We start from the raw sequence: 15,608 nt of genomic DNA, 5'->3' as shown, positions 1-15,608 counted from the left end.
TCGAATCTAAAGCAAGGTTCTGATCACATATTGAAGAATACCGCCATGGCGAAAGTACTCAAACTCATTGGGCGTATCGATACGAATATCAGCTTCAAAACTTAAACTAACCTGATCTTGCCTTAAAACGTTCACTTTCACTTGTTTTTGGCCTGCTTCAATCGCTTGAATTGAAAACTGCTCTGTACCGTCTAAATTAAAAGTGTGTGCACCTTCTTCTTGCTTGAATTGCAAAGGTAAAATCCCCATTCCGATTAGATTAGAACGATGAATCCGCTCATATGTTTCAGCAATAACCGCTTTAACGCCTAACAATAATGGTCCTTTAGCAGCCCAGTCACGTGAACTGCCTGTGCCATATTCTTTGCCAGCAATAACTATGGTTGGTATATCGTTAGCTATGTATTGTTGTGCGGCCTCGAATACTGTCATTGATTCACCGTTAGGCTGCTTACGTGTAAAACCACCTTCAGTGCCTGGAGCAAGCTGATTTTTCAACCGAACGTTAGCAAAAGTACCGCGCATCATAATTTCATGATTACCACGCCTAGAACCATAAGAGTTAAAGTCTACTTGCTTTACGTTATTGTCACGTAAGTAGTCAGCAGCAGGAGTATTGTTGCCAATGGAGCCTGCTGGGGAGATATGATCAGTAGTGACGCTGTCTGCTAGCTTTAATAAACAACGTGCATCTTTAATCGCGTTAATTGGCTCTGGTTTTATTGGCATATTTTCAAAGAATGTTGGTTTTTTTACATAAGTACTTTCTGGCCAATTATAAATATCAGCGTTAACCGTCTCTAAATTATTCCAAATATCTCCGCCGTCATAAACTGATCCATACTTTTCTGAAAACATTGTCTTGTTAACGACACGGGTAACAACATCTTGAATATCTTGTTGACTTGGCCATAAATCTTTCAAATACACTGGTTTTCCAGTGTTACTCGTACCAAGTGGCTCTTTAGTAATATCTATTTTCATATTACCTGCTAAAGCATACGCTACTACTAGTGGTGGTGATGCCAAATAATTCGCTTTTACATCAGGGTGTATTCTACCTTCAAAATTGCGGTTGCCTGATAAAACAGATGCTACGGTTAAGTCGCTTTTTTTGATAGCGTCAGAAATGGCATTAGGTAATGGGCCAGAATTACCGATACACGTTGTACAGCCGTAGCCCACTAGGTTGAATCCTAATTTATCAAGTGCGTCAGTTAATCCAGCTTTGTTGAGATATTCGGTGACAACCTGCGAGCCTGGCGCAAAACTTGTTTTAACCCAAGGCTTTACTGTTAACCCTAATGCATTGGCTTTTTGTGCTAAGAGTGCCGCTGCAACTAATACAGAAGGATTAGAGGTATTTGTACAACTCGTAATCGCAGCGATGACAATGGCACCTTCATGTAAATCAATGTTTTGTTCATTGTGGCTGTATGATACGCAGGTTTTCTCCCCTATTTTTTCTACGCCGCCTTCACTGTCAAAACGTGCTTTTTGGTTATCATCAGAGGTGATAGCGAGTTCTTTTTGCTCAGATAACCATTCGTTAAATGCATTCGCTGCTTGATTCAAATGTACTCTATCTTGTGGGCGCTTTGGTCCTGCTATAGCAGGAACAATAGCATTTAAATCTAACTTCAGTGTTGCGTGATATTCAACGTGCTCTTGTGCTTCACTTCCCCACATTCCTTGAGCTTTTGAATAAGCTTTAATAATGTCTATTTGCTGCTCTTTACGGCCTGTTAACGCAAGGTAATTGGTCGTTTGTTCATCAACTGGAAACAAACCACACGTCGCTCCATATTCAGGTGACATATTGGCAAGTGTTGCCCGATCCGCCACAGTAAGGTGTTGTACGCCAGCACCAAAGAATTCAACGTATTTACCCACCACACCAAAGGCGCGTAATTGCTGTGTTAAGGCTAATACTAGATCGGTGGCAGTTGTTCCAGGAGGTAATTGACCCGTTAGTTCGACACCCACAACTTCGGGTATAAGCATAGTAACCGGTTGACCTAACATGGCGGCTTCTGCTTCTATGCCACCTACGCCCCAACCGAGTACACCTAAACCATTGATCATGGTTGTATGTGAGTCAGTACCCACTAAGGTGTCAGGATATAGCAGTGGCGTATCTTGCTGCTCATCAACAAAAGTCACGCTCGCTAAGTACTCCAAATTTATTTGGTGAACGATACCTTTTCCTGGCGGTACTACTTTGAAGTTATTAAATGCGCTTTGTCCCCATTTTAAAAACTGATAGCGTTCTTTATTTCGCGCAACCTCAATCTCAGTGTTACGAGCAAATGAATCTGCATTACCGAATTCGTCGACCATTATTGAATGATCAATGACTAAATCGACTGGTTTAAGGGGATTAATTTTATTAGGATCGCCGCCTAAAGCTAACATTGCATCGCGCATAGCAGCTAAATCGACGACGGCAGGCACGCCGGTGAAATCTTGTAATAGCACTCTGGAGGGAACAAAGGCTATTTCAGTGTCAGCAAATGTTGTTGTATCCCACTTGGCTAAGGTTTGAATATCTTCTGGCTGAACATATTGCTTATCGCTGTGACGTAACAAGTTTTCTAATAAAATTTTGGCGGTTAGTGGCAACCGTTTAGTATCAAACTGTAATTTAGTTAAGTCGAAGTAATGATAATTTTTACCTCGCACTGTCAATGTCGATAAATGTTGATTCGGTGATGTCATTTCCCTCTCCTTTTTGTCGTTAACAGCGCATTTTGCGAATTAATTACGTTGCAATATTTTTCTGTTTAAGCCTTTATTGTTTTACTACAGAATAGATAAAATAATATTAGCTGTAGTCGGTGTTATTAGCCAAGTTTGAAGACTATTTCATGAATATTAATAATGTTTATCATGCTCTTTATTTTGGGTTTTATTTATCTCTTTTACATACTGTACTGGTTGCGTCCATTATTTTTAGCCTTAGGCGTGTCGCATCTTTTTATGCTCATCCTGTAAGAAAGTAAGCGTTTTCGTGAAGTCTAACGTTAGACTATCGTTGATTTTCATTTAAATTGTTAGGCTCGTTACTACGAGTAAACCAGTTAAATTGACGAACAACAGGTTTATTTTTATTGACTAATCTTTTAGCGCGTAAAAGTCTTGAAAGTTTAAAATTGAAACCTTTCATGTAGATTATGATCCTATCTTAAATAATTGAGAAAAACCGCGCCTAATTTGGCGCGGAGGAACGTAAAAAGTAATAAATTACTGGCTACTAAGTCTTAAGATTTAAGTTTATCAACGACATTTGTTACATCGTCAGTATTCTTAGCAATTGCAACAGCAAGATCTCGTTCTGAGTCTGACTCTATTTTTCCTGAAAGTGTTACTTCTCCGTTTTTAACTTCTACTTCAATATCTAATCCGCTTACTTGTGATTCAAACAATAATCTGGTTTTGACCACGGTTTCTATTTTAGAGTCTTTCAGACTTTGCATCATTTCAGTGTCTTCATCTGACTTACTATCAATAACGGTTAATTTGTTGTCTACTTTCTCAACCCCTTCAAGCGAAGCCACAAGTTCTTCTGCTAACGCTTTATCGACAGAGTTATTAACCTTACCCGTTAAAATAACAGTTCCGTTTTTTACGTCCGTATTTATATCGAAAGAATTCAAATTCCCATTAAAAAGCAATGTTGATTCGGCTTTGCCATCAATCCATGCGTCTTTCGCGCCATCTTTCCAAGTGTTTTCTGCACTCACATTTAAAGAAGTGGTACTAATAACGGCTGCAACAATAATTGAAATAGTTGATTTTTTCATAACTTTTCTCCTGTTAAGTCTACACTTAGGATGCGATTTTGATGCCACAACTAACTTATTGAAAATAATATATTATTTATTTATTGTTGTGGATGAAAGTAGGGATAATGAGTAACTATTACTTATCGTTCAGTAATAGTTACACGTGGAAATTTTTCGTTGCACACCACAACATGTTAGCGAGGAATAGATCGATTAGAATGATGCGGTTATTTATGATTATTTTTTTGGTTAGGCTCTAAATGTTGGCTGTCTTTTTTAGGCGCTGTTGAAACGCTACCACCCGTAAGCGCTATTCTCATGGCAGTTTCAACACTTATATCCAGAGGCGTTAATTGGCTTTTATCTATATATAAAGTGTAACCTCCTATTTGATAACTCAGTGGGATATATACACCTAATTTATTATCGTTGTTAAATAGTTCTTTCGCGCTTTCGTGACTAGTAACAAAGCCAATTAAATGTATGCTGTCATTAATTTTTACTGAGACCACACTTTGCATTTTTTGTTGTTTGTTAATATTTATTAAATTCACAGCATCTTGAATGGCACCATAAATAGTTTTTACTACGGGGATCTTTTCTAATAACTCCCCGCCTAATCGAATTAATGATTTTACAATATAAGCGTTTACGGCTAAGCCAACGAAAAACAGAATGACCAATCCCAAGAAAAGCCCTAAACCTGGATAATAAAATTCTTCTGGAATAAAGGGGGTTAAACTTGATTCAATAGTCGTCACAAGCCAAACGAGAAAGTAAAAGGTTAACGATATAGGGAGTAACGCTAAAAGCCCCTGCATAATTAATACGGTAATTTTTTTAGACATTAGTTTCCTTATTTACTGCATATGATTTTCATGTGTTTATTAGCGATTTAACATTTGCATAAATTGACATTTTCTTGATTCAGCAATCGGTTAGCATTTATGGCTACGAATTATTGATGTTTAGTACTCCAGATTCATGGGCTTTTTTTAGTGCTTTAAGTTGATGACGGTTTAACCCTGCGGTTTTTCTAACACCTTGAATTGCTTCAAGTGCTTGTGTAATTGAGGAGTCTTTGTTTTTACTTAATAAATAAGCAGCGACAATAAAAACAGAACGACCACGGCCTAATGCGCAATGAACAACAACACTATGTTGCTCAATATGTTTATTAATCCAATTAATTGCTTGTATTAATTGTTCATTGGTTGGGCTTTGATGATCTAATACTGGCAAGTTTAAATAATCAAGGTTTTCATCGTTGGCTGACCAATCTAACCCGTCAAACTCTGCTGTTACGTCTAAAATAGCCCGTATGCCATTATCTTTAAGTTCGATCATGTCAGAATGAAATAACCGACAAGCAAGAAATACATTATTGTCTATTTTCTGTATTGCAGGTACAGAGTCATTCTTGCGAGCCCACACATTGTATAATTGTGCTCCAAGTAAAAAAGGTATGAATAACCAGCGAATATAAAAAGGAATTGAACCGTCTTCTTTTTTCCTAAAAATACTTGGGCGCTTAAGTACATACGCTGTGGAAACTGCAGCTAATGAGAGGCTAGTCCAATACAACAAAATACTATAAAGGGTATTAGCCACATAATGCCCTGCAAAAAATGTCAGGCAAGCGCCAGCGATGTAATAATAAACAATTCCCATATATCCTCTTAACTTCATTAAAAACCTAAGTACGCATTTATACGCTTTATTTGAGATGTTTTTACCGCACTATTTTTATTCATGCGAACTGGTATTGGTTTTTGGGCCATTATCTGCCACGTATGCTCCTCTTTCACCTTGTGGTTTTTCATCGCCTATTGTTGTGTCTTTTAGCGTCTGTAGTTCTGCTGCGGCATTTATTTCTGCACCAAGTAAAATGGTGTAGGTAGTAACGTAAAACCACATTAATAGAATTATCACTCCTCCCATTGAGCCATATGTTTCGTTGTAACCTGCGTATTCTGTGATGTACAGATTAAAAAGGAATGAACCTGTTAACCAAAGCAAAGTAGCCATCAGTGCACCTGGAGTCACCCAGCGCCACTTAGCAGATGTTCGATGTGGCGCATATTTGTAGAGGTTAGCAAGAGATAAATAAAAGGTTAATAACAATAATGGCCATGTTATTAGGTTTAATATTTTTTGACTTGATTCATTTATATAACTAAATATTAATGGAATGCCTACTAAAAGTAACAGCATGAGTAGCATAAGTAATATGGTTGCTAGCGTTAGTAAAACACGAGCTATAATCATTTTAATGAATGAACGGCTTTTACTCTCTTGATAAGTGATATTGCAAGCTGTAATTAGGGCTACAGAGCCTTTACCTCCACTCCAAAGAGCTAATATAAAACTAACCATAAAACTCAGATTCAATGTGCGATCATCCGTTGTCACTAAGTTTTCAATGTGTCCCTCTAAAATGGCTCTGCTTTGCTCAGGAATAACACCTACCAGCATATTGATATGTTGGGAGAGTGTAACTTGGTCAACAAAAAGGCCATACATTGATACGAGTGCTGCAAGTAGGGGAAATACTGCTAGCAAAAAATAAAAAGCAACTCCTGCAGCAATAAGGGGCATGTTGTCGCGTTGCACTTTGTGGAAAACCCGCTTAGTTATATGCCACCAACTTTTAATTGAAAAGCTTTGTGGGTGTGTAACCGAGTGTTCTGATGTCATACGGATGCCTTGTTTTATTTAAACGGATACGTTTGAATTTCGAGCAAGCATTAGTTGTTAAATTTAGGGTTTCATGCTTTATAAGCAATTACTCGTTGTGTATTGCCATTACTGAGGTTATCGGGAGAACAGCCACGTAAATCAGAAATGAAATAGTTTTTGCTTTAGGGGAAAGGGTTCATAGTGTCTAAACATTACGAACCCTAACAATGTATCTGATTGCCACTTAATTATCTGCCGCATCTTGAACGGCTTCACCAGCAGATTCTATATCCTTTCCTGCCCCTTCAATCGTTGCACATGCACTTACCGAAATAGCAAAGATAGTGAGCATTAATACTGATTGTAATTTGATTAATAATTTACTTGGTTTCATTTTAAGATCCTTAGTTATGTATAGTTCTCTTTGTTATGTCCAACGGATATTTATTAATCTATGCAGTGGTAAACCTTTATAAAATATCGGTATTTTATATTCTGCGTTTAACATTGCCTTGAAGCCGGACAAAATACATTTCTTTAGGCTATCAAGTGTCATGCCATTATTTAGTTTGTTGATTTTTAATAATAAAATTAATATCTGTAAAAAATATCAGTGTTTGTTGTGTAAATATTATAGACGAATGTGTCAGGTTTTCACTTTGCGATAAGTATACTACGTTCGTATCATTTACAGGACGGGATTTTGTAATTGTTAAGGTATTCAGGAAAAATCTTCTGACCATGCAATAAATTTATGATAGCTAACACAACCTTAAGAGCTCGCTGAAAGTTGCAAGGTCATATAGCACCCAATTTTGGATTCACACCCAAGTGCTTTTTGTACATTTCTAAACTTGTGGTGCTATTTTTGCTTTTACTAAGAGCTTAACGAAGTGTTTAAAATGATCTCCTTAAAATAAGTAAAAGGTCGGTAATATGCAAACTCAATTTATATTTGATAACTTAGCCCAGTTTGTTTATATCGTGATTGAAAAATTACCTGCTATTTTTGTGGGGATTTTAATATTTCTGATATTTTTTTGGTTATCAAAGCCGATTGCTGGTTTTGTCGCCAAGCCTTTTATTAAACCAAGCATTAGTCAATTAATGCAATTGGTGATCCGAAGAACAATCAGTATTTTAATTGTTCTGGTTGGGTTGTATATATTTTTACATTTAGTAGGCCTGACTCAGTTTGCTATTGCGATTCTAAGTGGTACAGGTGTACTTGGGCTTATTATTGGTTTTGCCTTTAAAGATATTGCTGAAAACTTTCTATCAAGTTTGCTTTTAAGTGTTCAACGGCCTTTTAAACTCGGAGACATTATAGAAGTTGATGGATATTTAGGGATGGTAAATAAAATGACCTCACGAGCGACTACTTTGGTTGACCTAAACGGTGATCATATTCAACTACCTAATGCGACTATCTATAAGAACGCGATACGTAATCTCACTGCAAATCCAAATATTCGTTGCACTATTGATATTGGTATAGGATATGACGCTAATGTTGATTATGCACAATCTTTAGTCGCAGAGGTTATGCAAAAACAGCACGCTGTTTTGAATGATCCAATACCTCAAGTGCTTGTAGATTCATTGGGGTCATCAACGTGTAATTTACGACTGTATTTTTGGATAAATAGCGAGGTTAACAGCAAACAGAAAGTTGCGTCAGTATTAATGAAAAGCGTTGTTGAAGTCTTTATGCAAGAAGGTATTTCGATGCCAGATGATGCACGAGAAAGAATTATTTTAACATCAGAAAAAGGTGACACTACACCTCAAATTAAACAAGATGCCCCTAACACAACTACCGATAATATATCGCATCATAATTATCATGATGATGATACCAGCAGTGACCATGACGATATTAGAGAGCAAGCGGTAAACTCAAGAGATCCAGAAGAAGGCGACAATATTCTATAACGTGATTATCATTTATTATGGGCTTATTTTATTCATTAATCAGGTGGGCATGCATTTAGCGCATATGCAAGTTAGCTCAATTTGATGGGTGCATAATTGATAGCCGAATCTTGTTACTTCGTCGGTAAGACATTCTTCTATAGCATGATTAATTGGTAATTCTTGCACTTGTTGACACTGCTGACAAAATAAAAGTTGTGTTACATCATGATCTTTTTCATTGTCTATGAAAGCACAAGCAACAAATTTATTAGCGACGTTTATTTTATGGACTAAGTGGACTTTTACTAGGTAATCTAATGTTCGATAAATAGACATCGGCGCCATTTTTTCACTGTATGTATTTTCAAATAGTTCAATCAATTCATAGGCTGATTGTGCTCTTTCTGTATTAAGTAAAAGGGATAGCACTTGTTGCCTTATCGGTGTGAGTTTACTGCCGTGACGTTCACAGTGAGCTTCAGCTATCCTCAGTTGCTCTTCTGAGGTTTTTACTTTATGAGCAAAGGTGCATTGGGTCATAATGAATGAGTAGAATCTGCTGGTTTTTCTAGGTTATTGTTATGTCAAACAACAGCATTTTTATGTCAGTACCTGCCATAGCACTATACTGCTGTTAACAAGTCAGGTGTCACTGTGAATCGTGACACCTGACTTAAGATACTATTAGTGGTCGTGTTCTTCACCTTCTTCAGCAATCCCTAACCAAGAAATTTTGGCAGGTGCAAAATTTAACTCGATATCACCTTCAATTTCCATGTCTTCAATATGAACCTGAAGAATATGTTGGGCAATAGGATCAGAAATGTAAGCGTAATGAGCGTTTTGGGCAACGGTCATGCTAAATGACATTCCGTCTGGCATGGTTGATACATCTTGTTCTGAAATATCAATACGTCCTTCAAATTCCCACTCCATATGACCATCATGTGAGTGTTGCGTTAATACTGTTAGATATCCTTGATTGTCTAAGATTAAGAAATGCTTGCCTTCGAATGCAAAAGCATAGGAAACTGGTGATGCGTCAGGCATTGGTTGCCAATCAATGGTTTCCATTTCATTGTCTTCAGGATTAAGTGTCACTAGTATCGCTTGACCGCCACCGTGTGCTGAGGCGATACCGACAAAGGTTTCACTTGCTTCATGACCATAAATAGTGCCAATACGTAGACCATTGAGTTCATTGATATTAGCTATTTTTTCAGCTTCGTATTCGTCGTTATGCTCGTGTGCAACTAATACCCCATCGCCACAACCAAATGCAACAAATTCATGATTTTGTGCTGCACCGTGTAAGTCAGGGCAAGTAATATCTAACGTCTGTTTAAGTTCATATTCGCCATCGTGAAAATGATAAACCCCTACTTGATCCGGAAGTACTTTTGCGTTTGACGTACTGTCGGTGTCGTCACGACGTATAGTGGACAACAAATGCTCACCTCGTGGTTCAGCAACACCATGCATGTTTATGCTGTATTCAATCCCTGGTAGTTCAGAGGTTTCGTTATTAATATCAATATCTGTTAGTACTTGTACAGCGGCACTTGTTCCTATATTAGCATCACCGTCGTAGAAAACTGCCATTTGACCGTCATGATTAACAACATGAGTTGGACGACTACCCATTAAGGTATAGTCACTCATTTTAGGCGCTTGCTCATAATCGTGTAGATGTGCACCATGATCTTCGCGCCATAAACCACTATCGATAAAGCCGATACTGTCGTCATTACGGTTGACGATGACAGCATAACGATAGCCTGCCGAAGTGGTAAGGGAATTCGAATCAAATGTCAGTGCAAATGATTCAAGCAAAGTATTGTCATCGAGATCAAAAATTGCCGCTTCTGCGCTTTCAGCTGACAGTACCGCCAATCGCCCCATAGATTCTATGGTATATCCGTCGCCATGATCATGATCATCATCATGGTCATCTTCAACTGCAATAGGTTCTTTTTCGACAATATTGGTTTCGGCATCGCCACAACCAGAAAGCACTAAGCTACTGATTGTTAAGGCAAGTAAGTTAAGTTTAAATGAATTTGTCATGTGTAATTCCTTGAAAATTATTATTTGATAAAAATTAGAAGTAGCCTCGAACACCTACGGAAAAACTTCGCCCTGGGCGTGGTGCAATATCTTTAAGAAATGAGCTATGTACCCTAGCTTCTGTATCCGTTAGATTGCTGCCTTTTACATAAAGAGAAATATCGTGATTCAGTATGGGTAAGTCATAAGAAATACTTGCATCAACAAGTGTGTAACCGTCAGTTTCTGTTTCATACGAAGATATTTTGTCTTGTTTTTGGTAACGAGTAATATCTAAATGCGCACTAAGTTTTTCGTTGGTATAGCTTAAATTTGTACCAATTCTTAATGGTGGCGTACGAGGTAGGTCACCCCCATCTTGTAATTTTACTCTGACATAATCAGAAAAAACCGTGGCTTTAATTTCATCTGTCGCTTGCCAAGCTATTTGTGCTTCAAACCCTTTGAGCGTTACGTCGTCGGTTTGAAACATATATACAGGCAGTTCATTTGAATGTTCATCATCGCCGTGGTCATGACCATGGTCTTCGTGTCCGCTTTCAGCAAACAACCCTGTATTTATTTGATAATAATAGTTATTAATTTTGTTATAAAAGGCGTTTAGCACAAAGGCAACATCACCTTGAGTTTTGCGAAAGGTGAGATCAATATTGTTTGCCGTTTCTAAATCGATCACTTCATCTGTTAAACCGATGTGACTTTCGTCATCGTGTTGATGGCGCGCAAATAACGCACCAATTTCATAACTACCTGTACCAATATGCGGGCCGAATGACAGCAATTCGGTAGCAGAAGGGGCACGCTCTGATCGAGAAAGTGAAACACCAACATTATACCCAGGTGTAAAATTCCACACTAAGCCTGTTGATACGGTTACCGGAGTAAATTCGTGGTCGACAGAAAATACTCGTATGTAATCCTTATCATTATTATGACCATGATCATTATGTTCATCGTCATGAGCATGTGCTGCTAATTCTGGTAATAACACATCACTTGCATCTAAGGTTACTCGTTCAATACGAGCGCCTAATTGTAATAACACGTCATCATTTATGTGGCGTTCTTCCATGAGTGCTAAGGCGAATGTCTCATTCTCAGAAGGCGGAGTAAAAGCTTCAGCACCTTGTGCCGCAACTTCACTATTTTTGTAATGTAAGCTTATACCTCCTTTCCAATGTGAAAGTGGCTGATGTAAAAAATCTAGTTTGATTTCTTGGGTTTCGTTTTCAAAGACAGTGCCTATTTCACCATGTTCGATTTCAGAATGTTGATAATCTGTAAAGCCAGCACGAAGCTTGACTTGGCGCAGCCAGTTGCCTGTAACATTGAATTCACCTTGTAATTGAACGCGCGTTTGTTCTAAATCGGCATACACACTTTCATCTTCTGCAGCTTCATTATCGTGATCATGGTCGTCATCGCCATCTCCGTCATGGGTATGGCCAGGAATGCCGTACTCACGATTAAATTCTTCAACAGAAAAGCCTAAGTAACCGTTATCAAAAAGGTAGCTAGCGCCAATGGTTATACCATTGGATTCTTCCGCACTGTTTTCAACGACAAATGAATCATTGTGATCATCCTCTAATTCTGGGGCAACAGGTACTTCATAATCATCAGATTCTCGCCAATAACCATCAACATAAAATGCAAAAGATTCTGTGCCTGTTGTGGCATTAAAAGAAGCGAGCTTTTTATGGTCCGCTGAATTTGTTTCAAGCGACCATTCGCCACGTGTTGTGCTGTCAGTAGGTACCCGTCCATCAACAACATTCACCACGCCACCCACTGCGCCACTACCGTAGAATAAAGTTGCTGGTCCACGTAACACTTCTATTTGTGTTGCGGTTGATGCTTCAGTTGCTACTGCGTGATCAGGCCCAACGCGTGATACATCACTAACATCTAGGCCATTTTGGCTGATCATAACCCTAGGGCCGCTTAAACCACGAATAATCGGCGTGCTGGCAACATTGGCATGAAAATTTGTATGAACACCGACAGTTTTTTCTAAGCTGTCTCCGAGTGTTGAAGCTTGTTGGCGACGTAACGTTTCACCCGCTAATACGGTAACCGGCGACGCTGACTCCATCACTGACATATGCACAGGTGAGCTGACAACATCAATCACTTCAATCGGTGAACGATTGAGCGTTAACGTGAGTTGGTTGATATCTTCAGAGATTGCAACGCCTTTAATTAAGTGCGCGAAGCCGTTGGCCGTTACATGTAGCTCTTTTGTACCTGTGGCTAAATTGTTGATGACAAAGCGGCCGTTATTGTCGGTTGTCGTGGTAATCGCTGTACCTTCAACTTCAACCTTTGCGCCAACAATTATGTCACCTTTGCTATTAATAACTGTTCCTTCAATTGTTTGTGCGAACAAACTAGCAGGCAATAAGCTGCCCACAAGAACTGCTACCTTTGATATTTTGAACATTAGATCTCCAATAGAGTGATATTAACTATAAGTGTTATGATATAACATCATTATCATTAAATGTTATGATATAACATATCTAATGTAAACAGGAGGCCTCTGTAAAAATGAGTAATTTACATTATTGTAGGTGGTTCTGTATCAAGAAAATTGACTTTAGGGTATGGGAAAATTTTGAACTGTTATAACTGTATGGTATTGATAAATTTATTATTTTTTAATTGGTTAATAAGGTCTTGCGATGTAAAAGCAACAAACAGTAAGGTTTGATAACTGAACGGCTTTCCTACAAAGATATTAATTAATCTAAAAGGAGGGTGAACTAAATCTTGCTAAGTAATGTGAAAGATAACAGTATTATGCCTTTATCAATTGACTATAATGGGCATTTATTGATAAATGAATATTAGTTTCATTTTAATGCATCGCATTTAGCAGGTTTTTAGCAATGGCACTCTCAAGTCAATTATTATTCTTTTTTAGCGCTCTTGGTGCGTTTAATGGTTTATTTTTGGCATTGTATCTATGGTTTTCTAAACCTTTTACCACAGAAAAGAGATTTTTAGCTGCATTATTATTGGTTATTAGTTTACGAATTTCGAAGTCTATTTGGTTTTATTTTGATCCAACCATTGGTAAACAGTTCTTACAAATAGGATTATCGGCTTGCTTTTTGATAGGCCCCTTCTTGTACTTTTACATCGCCTGTGTAACAAAGCAATTAGAACGACTTACCTTGCATTGGAAAATTCATATCAGTTTACTTTGCGTAATAATTATTGCAGTTGGTACGCTATATCCTTATCAAAGTAATGTAGAGTTATGGGGTGTTTTCTACAAGCTTATTAACTGGAGTTGGTTTGCATACCTAGTTTCATCATGCATGTTACTTTTTCCTACATTATCACTTTTAATTACCAATAAGAGAGCGTTAGCAAGAAGCGATTTAGTAAGCGTTAATGTGTTTTTTGGGGTGAGCATTATTTGGTTGGCCTATTTTACGGCGTCGTATACCTCTTATATTGTTGGTGCATTAACATTCTCTTTTATTTTATACATGAGTGTGTCAACAGTGATGTTAAAAACTCATCATAAAAAAGAGATGCGCTATGCAAATAAAAAAATTGAAGAGGTGGCCGCAAGTGAGCTTTTAACGCAATTAAACGTACTAATGGAAACAGAAAAACTATATAAAAACGCTAACTTAACGCTTGGTCAGTTAGCGAGAAGAATGCATGTATCCGTACCACAACTCTCACAACTTTTGAACGATAATATGGGCAAGTCGTTTTCAAGTTATGTGAATGAATGGCGAATTGAAGAGGCAAAACAGCTACTTATTACAGAGCCGAATATGACCATGGAAGTCATTGCTGAATTATCAGGTTACAATGCACAATCTACCTTTTACAGTGCGTTTAAGCAATTTGAACAGTTAACGCCTGCGAAATACCGTCATTCTATTCTTAATAACTCTTAAATTATAATTCCGAAGTTCGATTTTATATTTTATGAGTGTATGAATTCATCTCTTCTCTTAATGTTGATGTGACCATCAAGAGGAGGATCATATGAATTCATTTAGGTTATTTAGTTTGAGTATAATACTTATGTTATTGAGTAACATTGTAGGCGCTAACGATATACAAGAGGATTTAAACGAAATAAAGCAAATAGAGCGAACGTTAAAACATTATATTGAAGGTACTGCTTTTAATAACAAAGAGAAAATTGAGCAGGCGTTTTATCGTGATGCAACACTATTATTAGAAAAACAAAATCAGGATGTATGGCCTGTTCCCGCGAGTGAATATATTTCATGGTTTAACAAAAAAGGAAAATTTAATGGGCGGATTGGTGAAATATTATCAATTGATTTAGCGAGCGGAGCCGCAACAGCAAAAGTAGAGATAATAACCCCTAAAACATCTAAGCGTTATATTGACTTGTTCTTATTAAAAAAGCTCGATTCTGACTGGAAAATAATCAGCAAAATGGCGGTCAGTGAGAAAACAATTAGTCATGGAAAAAGAATACTATTTATCGTCTCTAACGCACATTTTCATGGTGACTCTCGTTTACCTGCCGGAGTAAGTTTTTCTGAAGTCGTCAAAGCATTTGAAACGTTTAAACAAGCAGGTTATACCGTTGACTTCCTAAGCCCAGAAGGAGGTGCCATTCCCTTATCTTATATTAATACATCAGATCCAATACATAAGAAGTACTTGTACGACAGTGACTTTATGTATGCCATTGGCCACACTAAATCTCCAAACGAGGTAAATGCTGCGGATTATCGAGCTGTTCATTATGTAGGAGGAAGCAATGCCATGTATCAAGTAGCTGAGAATAAAGCAATACAGAAGATTGCGATGGACGTTTATGAAAAGCATAACGGTATCGTCTCATCAGTCTGTCATGGTACAGCGGGAATTGTTAATTTGATGACTGAAAATGGAGAGTATTTAGTAAAAGGGCGAAGAATAAGTGGTTATCCAGAATCGTTTGAAAATCAAAGTAAAGCGTACTTTAAAGAGTTCCCCTTTTTGATTCAAAAAACCATAGAAGAGAGAGGCGGTTCGTTTTTTCACAGTAGTAGGAATGTAGCGCATGTGGAAGTTGACGGTCGAATTGTCACGGGACAAAACCATTTATCATCAACGCTTGTTGCACAAAAAATGGTTGAAATATTGGCAATGCAATAAATAGAAAGGCAG

12 protein-coding genes are annotated in these 15,608 nt (G+C 37.7%); 3 read left to right on the top strand and 9 right to left on the bottom strand.

Annotation, left to right across the window (positions count from 1 at the left end; translation table 11 throughout):
* Positions 1-6: 6 nt before the first annotated feature.
* From acnA to QUE72_RS18790, 6 genes are all read right to left on the bottom strand, one after another.
* Positions 7-2,718: an aconitate hydratase AcnA gene (gene acnA / locus QUE72_RS18815; RefSeq protein ID WP_286270710.1), complete on the bottom strand. Its 2,712-nt coding sequence runs from the start codon at positions 2,716-2,718 to the stop codon at positions 7-9.
* A gap of 542 nt (positions 2,719-3,260) precedes the next feature.
* The gene (locus QUE72_RS18810) at positions 3,261-3,803 is read right to left on the bottom strand and encodes a BON domain-containing protein (protein WP_074499186.1); all 543 of its coding nucleotides are present in this window, start codon (positions 3,801-3,803) and stop codon (positions 3,261-3,263) included.
* Between the two features lie 209 nt (positions 3,804-4,012).
* Positions 4,013-4,633 (bottom strand): DUF502 domain-containing protein, encoded by a 621-nt coding sequence (locus QUE72_RS18805; RefSeq protein WP_286270708.1) that lies wholly within the window; start codon positions 4,631-4,633, stop codon positions 4,013-4,015.
* A 103-nt stretch (positions 4,634-4,736) separates the two neighbouring features.
* Positions 4,737-5,474: a dual specificity protein phosphatase family protein gene (locus tag QUE72_RS18800; protein ID WP_407704939.1), complete on the bottom strand. Its 738-nt coding sequence runs from the start codon at positions 5,472-5,474 to the stop codon at positions 4,737-4,739.
* 57 nt (positions 5,475-5,531) lie between these two features.
* Complete coding sequence (locus QUE72_RS18795) at positions 5,532-6,482, bottom strand: YihY/virulence factor BrkB family protein (protein ID WP_286270703.1); 951 nt, start codon at positions 6,480-6,482, stop codon at positions 5,532-5,534.
* A gap of 226 nt (positions 6,483-6,708) precedes the next feature.
* A complete protein-coding gene (locus QUE72_RS18790; RefSeq protein ID WP_407704985.1) occupies positions 6,709-6,816 on the bottom strand; it encodes an entericidin A/B family lipoprotein in 108 nt (35 codons plus the stop codon).
* Between the two features lie 584 nt (positions 6,817-7,400).
* On the opposite strand from QUE72_RS18790, the gene QUE72_RS18785 reads away from it, so the two are divergent.
* Positions 7,401-8,399, top strand: coding sequence for a mechanosensitive ion channel family protein (locus QUE72_RS18785; protein WP_286270701.1), 999 nt, complete (start codon positions 7,401-7,403; stop codon positions 8,397-8,399).
* 39 nt (positions 8,400-8,438) lie between these two features.
* Here QUE72_RS18785 and QUE72_RS18780 read toward each other — a convergent pair whose 3' ends face one another.
* The 3 genes from QUE72_RS18780 to QUE72_RS18770 all read right to left on the bottom strand — a co-directional run bounded on the left by QUE72_RS18780 (position 8,439) and on the right by QUE72_RS18770 (position 12,891).
* Positions 8,439-8,921, bottom strand: coding sequence for a Fur family transcriptional regulator (locus tag QUE72_RS18780; RefSeq protein ID WP_286270700.1), 483 nt, complete (start codon positions 8,919-8,921; stop codon positions 8,439-8,441).
* Positions 8,922-9,065: 144 nt separating this feature from the next.
* A complete protein-coding gene (locus QUE72_RS18775) occupies positions 9,066-10,448 on the bottom strand; it encodes a 5-methyltetrahydrofolate--homocysteine methyltransferase (protein ID WP_286270699.1) in 1,383 nt (460 codons plus the stop codon).
* Positions 10,449-10,482: 34 nt separating this feature from the next.
* Positions 10,483-12,891 (bottom strand): TonB-dependent receptor, encoded by a 2,409-nt coding sequence (locus tag QUE72_RS18770; RefSeq protein WP_286270697.1) that lies wholly within the window; start codon positions 12,889-12,891, stop codon positions 10,483-10,485.
* Between the two features lie 448 nt (positions 12,892-13,339).
* Between QUE72_RS18770 and QUE72_RS18765 the strand changes: the two genes are divergently transcribed.
* Together QUE72_RS18765 and QUE72_RS18760 are read left to right on the top strand one after the other, a co-directional pair.
* Entirely contained in the window at positions 13,340-14,371 is a 1,032-nt protein-coding gene (locus QUE72_RS18765) for a helix-turn-helix domain-containing protein (protein ID WP_286270696.1), read from the top strand.
* A gap of 91 nt (positions 14,372-14,462) precedes the next feature.
* Positions 14,463-15,596: a nuclear transport factor 2 family protein gene (locus QUE72_RS18760; protein ID WP_286270695.1), complete on the top strand. Its 1,134-nt coding sequence runs from the start codon at positions 14,463-14,465 to the stop codon at positions 15,594-15,596.
* The last annotated feature ends 12 nt before the right edge of the window (positions 15,597-15,608 follow it).

It is taken from the genome of Thalassotalea hakodatensis, from assembly GCF_030295995.1.
Taxonomy (GTDB): domain Bacteria; phylum Pseudomonadota; class Gammaproteobacteria; order Enterobacterales; family Alteromonadaceae; genus Thalassotalea_C; species Thalassotalea_C hakodatensis.
This window is presented reverse-complemented; position numbering and strand designations above follow the sequence as displayed.